8 protein-coding genes are annotated in these 12,271 nt (G+C 40.6%); all 8 read left to right on the forward strand.

What is annotated here, in order from left to right:
* Positions 1–48 precede the first annotated feature (48 nt).
* Positions 49–918 carry an aldo/keto reductase gene (locus H5185_RS11885; protein WP_182723678.1) on the forward strand — a complete coding sequence of 290 codons (870 nt, stop codon included), beginning with the start codon at positions 49–51 and terminating at the stop codon, positions 916–918.
* Positions 919–1,736: 818 nt separating this feature from the next.
* A complete protein-coding gene (locus H5185_RS11890) occupies positions 1,737–2,843 on the forward strand; it encodes an alpha/beta hydrolase (protein ID WP_182723679.1) in 1,107 nt (368 codons plus the stop codon).
* 196 nt (positions 2,844–3,039) lie between these two features.
* Entirely contained in the window at positions 3,040–4,245 is a 1,206-nt protein-coding gene (locus tag H5185_RS11895) for an MFS transporter (protein ID WP_182698576.1), read from the forward strand.
* 45 nt (positions 4,246–4,290) lie between these two features.
* Complete coding sequence (locus tag H5185_RS22765) at positions 4,291–4,836, forward strand: cyclophilin-like fold protein (protein WP_220492610.1); 546 nt, start codon at positions 4,291–4,293, stop codon at positions 4,834–4,836.
* Between the two features lie 470 nt (positions 4,837–5,306).
* Positions 5,307–5,456 carry a hypothetical protein gene (locus tag H5185_RS11905; protein ID WP_182698577.1) on the forward strand — a complete coding sequence of 50 codons (150 nt, stop codon included), beginning with the start codon at positions 5,307–5,309 and terminating at the stop codon, positions 5,454–5,456.
* A 1,034-nt stretch (positions 5,457–6,490) separates the two neighbouring features.
* Positions 6,491–9,436 (forward strand): SusC/RagA family TonB-linked outer membrane protein, encoded by a 2,946-nt coding sequence (locus H5185_RS11910; protein WP_182742176.1) that lies wholly within the window; start codon positions 6,491–6,493, stop codon positions 9,434–9,436.
* A gap of 33 nt (positions 9,437–9,469) precedes the next feature.
* The gene (locus tag H5185_RS11915; RefSeq protein ID WP_182698579.1) at positions 9,470–11,179 is read left to right on the forward strand and encodes a RagB/SusD family nutrient uptake outer membrane protein; all 1,710 of its coding nucleotides are present in this window, start codon (positions 9,470–9,472) and stop codon (positions 11,177–11,179) included.
* Positions 11,180–11,303: 124 nt separating this feature from the next.
* Positions 11,304–12,271, forward strand: a 968-nt coding sequence (locus H5185_RS11920) for a sugar porter family MFS transporter (protein ID WP_182742177.1), incomplete at its 3' end; no start/stop codon positions are given.

The following is a 12,271-nucleotide window of genomic DNA, read 5'->3' on the forward strand; positions in this document are numbered from 1 at the left end:
AAATACATTTTCATCAAAATACAACCAACACAACGGAGGCGTTCTACTATGGAATATACGACACTAAATAATGGCTCTAAAATGCCCATGTTGGGCTTTGGTGTTTTTAAAGTCACCGATAAAGAAGAATGCAAAAATTCAATCCTCAATGCAATCCGTGTTGGCTACCGTCTTATTGATACCGCAGCCGTTTATGGCAATGAAGATGCCGTAGGTGACGCTGTACGTGAAGCAATTAAACACGGCCTCTGCACTCGTGAGGAGTTATTTATTACTTCAAAATTATGGGTACAAGACATGGCCTGCTACGATACAGCGAAAGTTGGCATTGAGGCATCACTTAAAAAATCAGGCTTAGAATATTTCGATTTATATCTACTTCATCAGGCTATGAGCGATTATTTTAGCGCTTGGCGTGCAATGGAAGATGCGTACGAACAAGGTAAATTAAAATCTATTGGTGTATCTAATTTCTATGCTCACGTATTAACCAACTTTTGTGAAACGGTCAAAGTTCTCCCAGTGGTGAATCAGGTAGAAATGCATCCTTACTTTTCACAAGCTGCGGCCATTGAAACAATGAAGTATTACAATGTGCAGCCAGAAGCATGGGCGCCCTTAGGTGGCGGTCGCCATAAACCGTTTGAAGATGAAAAGCTTCAGGGCATTGCAGTAAAACACGGTAAAACTATTGCTCAAGTCATTTTACGTTGGAACGTACAACGTGGCGTCACTGTAATCCCTAAATCGATTAAACCAGAGAGAATTCAAGAGAATTTTAATGTCTGGGATTTCACGCTATCTGCTGATGAGATGGACAAAATCAATAGTCTAGATTTGGGTTACGTTGGTGAAGCTATCAAGCACTTCGACCCAGAATTTGTTCGCGCTTGTCTCGGTGTCAAAATTCACGATTAATCATGCCTCCATTATGACTGATTGAATCCAATATTGGGGCGGTTCATTTAACATTGAAAATATGACTAAACTGTTTGGGATTTCAATTGTTCGAGGATGGAAAGCCCAATAGTCTCACTTTTACAAATTAACCTGTGCTTTGCATTTGTTCCTTGGGATCTATTCTCTTGTTATCAAAATAGTGACTCATGCGCCACTTACTCGATGAGTTTCTGCTCGACATTGTTTGAGGGTAATTTTTAAATTCATTTGGATACTTCAGTCTTTGCCCGTTGTCGTATTGCCTCAATATGTCGCTTTGTTGATTGAGCCAATGAGTGCACAACAACGAGATCTCTAGCTTCAACAGTATTAAGGATAAAGTCGAATTGTCATTTATCGACGATACAAGATAATTTTTTGATTCGCCCAGTGCAATCTACCTCGAAAACGTTTTTGTTCGGTAACCTTGCTTTGATCAGTCGGTGTACAACCGAGCTCTCTGTTTATACCTTTTGTCCAGTGGTCACTTATTGAGCCGTTATTAAAGCTTTGCGAATGTTGATTTTTCAATAGTCGCTTGAGTCAGTGCTTATATTAAGTGAAATGCTAGTTTTTTGGAGTATCAAGCAATTAATTAGCAGGATCTTACTAACAAAACATACGCAAAAACTGCAAAACTAAACCCTCGAAAGACTCTCAATCTAAGCGCTATTAATCAAGGCTGGGTAAATCAGATACAGCCTATGAACAATTACTTAAAGGTGATGTTAACTACCGTTTTGTGAGCGTGAGCTCAACAGTCTCAGCCAAAATTTTAACTTGTCCGGAGAATAACCATGGATATACATACTGAAACGACCAAGATTACTACTGAACAAGATATGCCTAATGAAGGACGTCGCAATATGATGAAGATGACTGGTGCAGGTATTGTTGCGCTAGGGGTTGCCTCGCTAACCACTGGCCAAGCTTTTGCTCAATCATCAATTGCACTAACCGATGAGTGGGACAAAAAATTTGCTAAAAGTGACAAGGTCGATCATAAAAAAGTCACTTTCAAAAACCGCTATGGCATAACCCTTGCCGCTGATCTTTATCAGCCGAAAAACAGCACTGGCAAGCTGCCTGCTATCGTCGTAGGTGGCCCTTTTGGTGCGGTGAAAGAGCAATCATCGGGTCTGTATGCGCAAATAATGGCAAAACAAGGCTTTGTCACCCTTGCTTTTGACCCCTCATACACAGGTGAAAGTGGCGGCGAACCTCGCAATATTGCCTCGCCAGACATCAATACGGAAGACTTTAGCGCTGCGGTAGATTGTATTGGTATGCAAGCCAATGTGGATCGTGAACGCATCGGGATGATCGGCATTTGTGGTTGGGGCGGTATGGCATTAAATGCCGTCGCGGTCGATAAACGTGTTAAAGCCGTTGTAGCAAGCACTATGTATGATATGACGCGTGTTATGTCAAAAGGCTATAACGACAGTGTTACCCTAGAACAACGCACACAAACTCTAGAGCAACTGAGTCAGCAACGTTGGCAAGATGCAGAGAAAGGCACACCAGCCTATCAGCCGTCTTACAACGTGTTAAAAGGCGGCGAATCGCAATTTATGCTCGACTATCATGATTATTACATGACACCACGAGGCTACCATCCACGTGCGGTCAACTCAGGTAACGCTTGGTCACAGACGACGCCATTGTCGTTCATGAACATGCCTTTATTGACCTATATTTCTGAGATTTCTCCTCGTCCGGTGTTGTTTATCCATGGTGAAAAAGCCCACTCGCTCTACATGGCTAAAACAGCCTATGAGAATGCGGCTGAACCAAAAGAGTTGATGGTTATTCCAGGCGCAAGCCATGTTGATTTATATGATCAAGTGGATGTCATTCCGTTCGAGAAGCTCACAAGCTTCTTCAAGCAACACCTCGCTTAATAAATAGTGGGGTATTTGAAGTGAGATGAGAAGGGCACAAGGTAAACCTTTTGCCCTATTAACTAATGAAGTCAATCCGCATCATGTTTAATGCCCACACTTACGATTTAGTTAACTAAGCAGTATTTCCTAAACCATGTGGGCTATTTGAGCACGCATAGCACTTTTGTAAAACCGAGGCGTAACTAAAAAATCTATGAAATCCACTACATCTGATACCTATGATGGAACACCCTCTGATACGGCAAATACTACCGCTCACTGGAGTGGCGTTTTTGCAATGTCTTTATGCGTATTCACGCTTATCGCCTTCGAATTTATGCCAGTTAGCCTGCTAACTCCCATTGCCAGCGACTTACAGATCACTGAAGGAATGGCTGGCCAAGGTATTGCAATATCCGGCGCCTTTGCCGTGCTAACCAGCTTATTACTTCCTACGCTGATCGGCACCATGGACCGCAAAAAGTTAATGTTAATATTAACTGTTTTGATGGGGATCTCTGGAACCATTGTAGCGCTGGCTCCAAACTACCTAACTTATATGCTTGGTCGCGGAGTCCTAGGCGTAGTCATTGGCGGATTCTGGTCAATGTCAGCTGCGATGGCTATTCGATTAGTGCCGCCTAATAAAGTCCCTAAAGCATTGGCTGTTTTCAATGGAGGTAATGCGTTAGCAACGGTTATCGCTGCGCCATTGGGCAGTTATTTAGGCTCTTTTATAGGCTGGCGTGGTACCTTTTTAGTGCTTATTCCTATCGCGCTCATTACCTTGATATGGCAATGGCAGGCATTACCTGCAATGAAAACTGAGGTGAGCTCTTCAGGTTCCAAGAATATTCTTAAGGCACTTAAAAATCGTGCTGTTGCCTATGGCATGGCTGGATGCGGTGCTTTCTTTATGGGGCAGTTTGCATTATTTACTTACCTGAGACCCTTCCTTGAAACTGTCACCCATACCAGCGTATCTACATTATCTCTGTTGTTGCTTACCATTGGATTTTCAGGGCTTATCGGCACGTTAATCATTAGTACAATCTTAAAACGCACTTTATATGGTTTGCTTGTCGGCATTCCTGCTTTTATGGCGATGATTGCCGTCGCACTGATCCCCTTCGGCAACAATGTACTCATTGTCGCAATACTACTTGCACTGTGGGGACTGGTTGCAACCGCGGCACCTGTTGCGTGGTGGACTTGGCTTGCGCAAGCGATGCCAAATAATGCTGAAGCCGGTGGCGGTTTGATGGTGGCAGTAGCGCAATTATCTATTGCCCTAGGCTCTACTGTCGGAGGAATACTTTTCGATGCAGATGGCTACCAAAGCACTTTTATTGCAAGCGCAGCAGTATTACTCATTGGCGCTTTTCTGGCGTTTCAAGCCTATCGCACACGAGTACACTAAAATATATCCGTCTATTCAAACAATAAAATTTACGAGGCCGCTATTATGAATAACCCTGTTGCTGTCAACATACATAAGGTCAACACCTTATTCATAATAGCACCTCATCAGCGCTTAGCATTCATCAAACCAATTGGGCTATTAGTACTGTTTTTTTTAACACTCGATAGCAGCTATGCAACTGAGTTAACGGCAAGTCCTATCGCAACTAAACACACAGCCATTAAACTGGAGAGTTCGCATATGTGGATAACCATAGGAGATCATCGTTTCAAAGCAACCTTAGCCAACACCAGCGCAGCACGTGAATTTGCTGCCATGCTACCACTGACTCTCGACATGGACGATCTTAACAGTAACGAAAAGCATGCCGAGTTACCAAAATCATTATCAACTGATCCGTATCAACCTGTGACGATCAACAATGGCGATCTGATGCTGTGGGGCTCTCGCACTATGGTTGTATTCTACAAGAAGGTTAATACCTCATACTCATATACGCGTATTGGGCATATCGATGATACTTCAGGCTTGTCGCAACAATTAGGACAAGGTGATGTCACGCTGATATTTACAAAATCGGCCAACTAGTTTCAATGCTTTTCTGTCGGTTTTATCTTTCAATACACACAACATTTCGTTAATACAAGAATCGCAACCGGTTTTTTGGCGAAACAAGTGTAACGTCTGTAAATAATAAACCAATGATAAACATCAACTTTAAACTCACTCGGCACCAGTTTAAGCATATTCAGTTCAACTTGATCGACATTTTACCTGAGGCGAATTTGTTAAGCCGCCTAGTTGGGTGGTGTGGAATGACGACAAAAGATAGTTTGAGTTTGAGCCTCATAATAAAACCATGATTTTTGAAAATTGAGCTGTTTAAAAAGGCTATGGTGTAAAAATCGCTGAGTTAATTAATGGTTAGTTTGGTGCTGGGACTGTTCACTATAATTGGGTGCATGTTTATAAAGCAGTAAAGCGCCGAGTACTGATTGGTAAGCTCAATGCCAAAGTAGGGGCGGGATTACGTTCTTGAAGACAACTACCCGCCATTGATGAATAAAGCTGAGGTTAATTATTTAGTTGCTGACGGGTCTAAGCGCGGCGCCACTAAAGACTCACAAAAGTTTGTTGGCATATTATCTGGTATTGATGTGTTTAAGTGTCGCAGTTACGGTAAGTCGCTAGGCTCTCATAGTATTTAACGTAATAAATGTATTGATAAAGTGAAACGTAGTCATTGAGGCTTTATATATTGCTAAGTCACCACCAAAATCAGCATTGCCTATATTAGAGCGTGTATTCTTATGAGCTGCCCAACCAAACATGAGAGTTTACGTCGGCGGGCTAGCAGTCCTACCTGCATAAAAATTCACCTTCTTGCGCAGGGTATTGGTCAGAGAACCATGTATTTTCACTTTTTGCTCAATATTTTACATCTGGTTTATTATCGTTTTGGTCGGAATAAATAATTGCTTGTCCATTTTCAAATCTTACCCAATCAGGTACTTCAAAGTTAAGTGGTTTATTAGCCGTATATAGGGCAATTACTGCATCTGCGTCATACCGACTTGTTAACAATATTCAATAGTTATTAGTTTGTTTATTGAAAAATACTCCAGGATCACGAAAACAAAGTCGCTATAAGATCCTGTACCAATCAAGGGGTAGTCAATATCAATCACTCGAACAAAACTGAGCATTTATAGCCAAACAGACACAGACTATTTATGTGTTACTAAACGGCGCCATAGCGATTTATTGCCGGTTAAGGGTAAGCATTACTATAATTTAGGTTATTCCACAAACGTCTATAACACTGTTTTTGCTCTATATTACTTCTTATTGGCGCTTGGTTATCAACTTTGTCTTAATAAATCACCACAGCAAGGGATTGATTTTGCATGTGCGGTTGGGGCTATGTGAGCTCAATGTCACGGAGCAACTTCAACGTTATCTCATAAGCAGATTAATGAGTTTATCTAACCGCACAGATTGACTATCTTGGTAATAAAATAAATAGAATTATACATAAAGTTTGCAATATATGTTGAAACTTAGTTTCTTTGATGTTAAAAAGACAACGTTGTTTAAATCAGCAAAAGCTACTTCGAATTTGAATAAATATTCTAATATGTAGACTTTGATAACTAGCCTAAAAACAAAAAAAAGACAACGTTGTTAATTTGTAGTGAGTAATATCAACATTAATTAATTTGATCAATTGGGGACACACATAATGCAAAGGTTTCGTAAAAAGCCACTTACTGCGAGCGTAAGTGCTGTATTAATAGGCTTGCTCTTGCCATACAGTTCTTTAGCAGCTCAACAAGAACAAGTACAAGAGCCTCCTGAGGATGACGATATAGAAGTTATCGAAGTGTCTTATGGATATGGCAGTGTTAAAAAAAAGGACCTAACAGGTGCTGTAAGTTCTGTTAAGTTAGACGATGTAGTTGATATGCCTTCGGGTAATATAATGCAAAACTTGCAGGGGAGAGTACCTGGCTTACAAATTTCAACTAATGGTTCACCGGAGTCTACTGCATCGGTAAGGATACGTGGCCAAGGTTTAGGGCCATTAGGCAATAATGACCCTCTATATGTTATTGATGGTATTCCTACCAAGTCAGGAATGCATGAACTTAATAGCCATGATATTGCTGATATTCAGGTTTTACGAGACGCAGCCGCTGCTAGTATATTTGGTGCACGTTCTGGTAATGGCGTGATAGTCATCACAACGAAAAAAGGTCATGAGGGACTTGATTTTAATTTCTCTGCTAACCAATCTCAAGATGACTATAGCTATGATCTAAATCCGCTTAATACCCAACAACGTGGACAAGCTGTATGGCAAGCTGCTGTTAATGATGGTTCAAATCCAAATTCAGCCAGTTCGCTATATCGTTATGATTGGAATGGTGACTTCAGTAACCCCCAATTAAACGCGGTGATCTTACCTACTTATACCGATCCTCAACAAGTGCAACGTCCTGCAGACACTAATTGGTTTGATGAGGTAACCCGTACAGCTAAAGTTAGTGACCTTAACATTTCTTTATCAGGAGGTTCAGAAAATGCCTCTATTTATACTTCTTTAGGCTATTTCAATTCTGAAGGTGTTGTTGATGGTTCGGAATTTGAACGAATTAGTTTTCGAGTTAATTCTGATTACCAATTAACCGACAAATTAAAAATAGGCGAAAACTTCACTGTTACTAATCAAGAGTCAAATCTCATCAATGCGAGAGCTAGTGAAATTCTAGGGCTGGCAATAGAGCAACAATCTATTGTGCCCGTTTACAATGATGAAGGCGGCTGGGGTGGCCCTGTTCCTGGTGTCACGGACCGCGATAATCCAGTTAGAATAATCGAAATGAACCGCGATAATGTCAGTCGGTTTAATAAACTAATGGGTAATATCTTTTTTGAATATGAATTAATTGATGGGTTAACGCTAAAAAGTACTGTTGGACTTGATTACGGACAATACTACTTCAGAAACTATACTCGTGCGTTTCAAGCTGGCTCATTAAACTACGGAGATCAACTTTCAGTTACTGAAAACTGGAATAGTAGTTTTAGTTGGACTAACACTGCAGAGTATAAATTAGATGTTGGTGATAATCACAGTTTTACCTTTTTAGCCGGTACAGAACAAATCGATTATGAGTATGAAGGCTCTGTTGGTTTTGGTTCAGGTTTTGCCTCTGATGATCGTGATTATGCTCATTTATCGCAAGCAACTGGAGACGTTCGTGTTGAAGGTGATGGTGATAAGTGGACACTCGATTCTTACTTTGCTCGTATGGATTATAACTTTGATGATCGCTACCTCGCTGGACTCACAATTCGTCGCGATGGTTCATCTCGGTTTGGTAGTAATAATAGTTACGGTAATTTTCCAGCTGCTTCAGCGGGATGGGTCATTAGCAACGAATCATTTTATGACTTCGAGTTTTTAAGCACCTTAAAAGTACGAGCTAGTTGGGGTAAAACGGGTAACCAAGAAATTCCTACAGATGCAACATATACAACGTATTTAAGTCGTTATGCAACACAGTCTTTATTCACTGATCAGCAAGATGAAGGCACCGCTTATGATATCGGCGGCGCTAATGGTGGCACCTTACCTTCAGGTTTTGTCAAAGCTCAAACAGGTAATGATGATTTAAAGTGGGAAACTTCAACGCAAAAAAATATTGGCATTGATTTTGGAATGCATTACGACACGATTTACGGCAGCATTGATTGGTTTGAAAAAACCACTGAAGATATCTTAACTCTTACCAACCCTATTGCGACGCTAGGTGAAGGCGCTCAGCAGTGGGTTAATGGTGGCACAATAGAAAACGCTGGTTTCGAATTTATAATTGGCTACGCAGATTACCTTTCATTCGATAGCCTAGATGATGATATTGATGTTGATATAAGCTTCAATGTTTCTTCCGCTAAAAATAAAGTTGTTTCCCTTCCAAAAGATGTTGTTAACTCCTTTGGCGGCAATGGCGCTGATAAGACAATTGTTGGTCATTCTATTAATTCAGTTTATGGCTACGTTGCCGACGGTTTATTTCAAAATCAAGGTGAAATCGATGCTCACGCTGTTCAATCAGGTGCTGGCTTAGGAAGAGTTCGTTGGCAGGATCTTGATGGCAATGGTGTTATTAATGAAAACGACCAAACATTTTTTGCCGATACCGATCCTGATTTTATCTATGGCATGAATATGAACTTCAAATACAAAAGCTGGGATTTCACTATGTTCTGGCAAGGTGTTAAAGGCGGTCAAATTCGAAATGGTTGGCGTGGATTCACAGACTTTACATCACTCAACATAGGTTCTAACTATGGCGATCGTGTTCTTAATGCTTGGTCAAGCAGCAATACTGATACCGATGTTCCTGCGTTAACTGCAATTGATAACAATGGTGAGGGTCGTCAATCAAGCTTATTTTGGGAAGAGGGTACCTATCTTAAATTGCGCAATTTATCTATAGGGTATACCCCCGATGAACAGTGGTTAAGTCACTACGGTATAAGTTCTGCACGAATTTATTTTCAGGGAAGTAACTTATTGACCATTACGCCATCAGGGACGTTAACTCAGGATCCTGAAACTCCGAACGGAACCTTCCCAAATCCTAAACGTTTCACGTTAGGCGTGAACCTCACTTTTTGATTTATTAAAACAAAAACGATACGAGCACTTATTATGAATAAAATAAAAACGCTATTTTCAGCAACTACATTTGCTCTTTTTTTAGCTTCGTGTGGTGGTTCTGATCTTGATGTTGCACCTTCAGGGGTATTGACCGAAGAACAAGTTTCTAACAGTAAAAATGTAGATGCGTTGATCATCGCAGCCTACTCATATCTAGGTAACGATCATTATACCGCGCCTAACTTTTTATGGCCTACGGGGAATTTACGCGCAGGAGACGCCCATAAAGGCGGTAATGGACCTGGTGATATTTTTGCTTATCATGCTTTGTCTTTATATCAGCCTGTAGTGCCTGATATGGAGTCATTCCCGCCAGATTTGATTGATTTGAACAACAAAAAATGGGTACGTAATTACACCGGTATTTCAAGAGTCAACTCAGCATTAGCGGTAATCGCAAATGCGCCAGATGCAATTGAAGACAGTGCTGCAAAACAATCCGAACTGCGGTTTATTCGCAGTATTTTCTACTTTGATTTAAAAATACATCATAAACATATCCCGTGGATTGATGAAACAATGACACAAGATCAGATACTTCTCACGACTAATAGTGATCTGAGCGATCAGGAGTTATGGGATAAAATTGCTGCTGATTTTGAGTTTGCTGCCAATCATTTACCGCAAACTCAAAAAGATGTCGGGCGAGCTTCAGCGTTATCTGCTAAGGCATATTTAGCTAAAACATTACTCTACCAGGCTTATGAGCAGAATGAGTTACATCAAGTTATCAATATTAATAAAGATAAACTTGTAAAAGTGGTCGCTCTTGTTAATGAAATTGAACAGGCGGGCGTATATGGCTTATTTGATGATTACGCGAATAACTTTTTGTTCGAAAGTGAAAATGGCAAAGAATCAGTATTCGCTATTCAGCGTTCTTTAAATGACGGTTCGCCAGATGGACGTGGAAGCTGGCCTAGTGCATTAAATGCCCCATTGGCTGGAGGCTTTGGTTGCTGTGGTTTCCATGTACCAACAGAAAATTTTGTCAATGCGTTTAAAACAGATCAACAAGGCTTACCGTTATTTGACACTTTTAACGATTTCAATTACGACAAGGTGACCGATGCAGTTGATCCTCGCCTAGATCATACTGTGGCGATGGAAGGTAAACCATTTAAATATGACGAGAATTTGATCCACGGCGGTGATAGTTGGGCTCGAGCTCCGGGGATATATGGCAACTTTACAGCGATGAAGGATCTTGAACACCCAGATTGTAGTTGTCGTGGTCAGAATGGACCATTTCCTATCTTTTCATTAAATACACCGCTCATTCGTTACGCTGATGTATTACTTTGGAAAGCAGAAGCGTTAATTGAGTTAGATCGGTATGACGAAGCATTGCCAATCATCAATCGCATTCGTGAGCGCGCTAAAAATAGCACCGGTAAATTACACAACGCCAGTATTTATAATATTGGCTCTTATACAAGTTTTGTTTCTAAAGAGCAAGCAAGAGAGGCATTGCGCTTTGAGCGACGTTTAGAATTAGGGCTTGAAGGACATCGCTTTTTTGACTTAGTGCGTTGGGGAATAGCGAAAGAAACGATTGATAGTTATTTAGCAATTGAAGCGTTACGCAAACCTTATTTGGCCGATGCTGTTTTCACTAAAGGTCGTGATGAGTATTTACCTATTCCGAATCAGCAAATGATTTTAAGTGGTGGGTTGTATACACAAAACCCAGGTTATTAATAGCGGTTGCTTGTATACACAAACTCAGGTGATTAATAGCGGTGGTTTGTATACACAAAACTCAGGTTACTAATTAATGGTGGGTTTCGGCCCACCTTTTAAATTTAACGTGTTAAGAGTGATTATGAAAAAAATTATTTACTGGTCAGCGACTGTTGCAGTTGCTGGATTTTTATTCGGTTTTGATACCGCGGTTATATCCGGTGCTGATAAACCTATTCAAGCATTATGGAATACGAGTTCGTTATTTCATGGTCTTTTTATTATGTCTTCGGCTTTATGGGGAACACTACTTGGTGCATTAACCGGTAATTACCCATGCGATAAGTGGGGGAGAAAACCGACATTGATTTTAGTCGGGGTGTTATTTTTTATTTCGGCACTTGGCTCTGCCATGGCTCCTGAAGTTTACAGCTTTGCTTTATTGCGATTTATTGGCGGTGTGGGAGTGGGGATTTCTTCAATTGTTGTACCTGCCTATATTTCTGAGATTGCGCCTGCTAAGTTCCGTGGCCGTTTGGTTGCGCTTTATCAGTTCCAAATTGTATTTGGTATCTTAGTCGCGTTTGTTTCTAATTTTTTAATTGCAGGTACATCCTCAATTGATTGGCGTTTAATGTTAGGTGTGGAGGCAATACCTGCCTTAGCTTATTTGTTAATGATCATTAAGGCACCTGAAAGCCCACGTTGGTTATTGCAAAAGAAAAATCAGAGAACCAAAGCGCGTTCCATTTTAGTTACCTTAGGTGAAGAAAATCCAGACCAAGTATTAAATGAAATTGAGCGCGACAAGTTACACAACAGTCAATCAAAGCTATTTGGTGGTAGTTACAATAAGGCCATATTATTTGCATTTTTATTTGCCGCATTTAATCAATTATCTGGCATTAACTTTATTATTTATTATGCCCCGCGTGTATTTGAACTTGCTGGTTTGGATGTAAATCAATCATTACTTTCAGGCGCAGGGATCGGTGTGGTTAACTTATGTTTTACCATGCTAGGTTTATCTTTGATTGATAAGTATGGTCGCCGTGCGCTGATGTATATAGGCTCAATTGGCTATGTTATTTCTCTTTCGGTGGTGGCATG

Origin of the sequence: Shewanella sp. SG44-6 (assembly GCF_014164185.1) — a bacterium.
Classification (GTDB): Bacteria; Pseudomonadota; Gammaproteobacteria; order Enterobacterales; family Shewanellaceae; genus Shewanella; species Shewanella vesiculosa.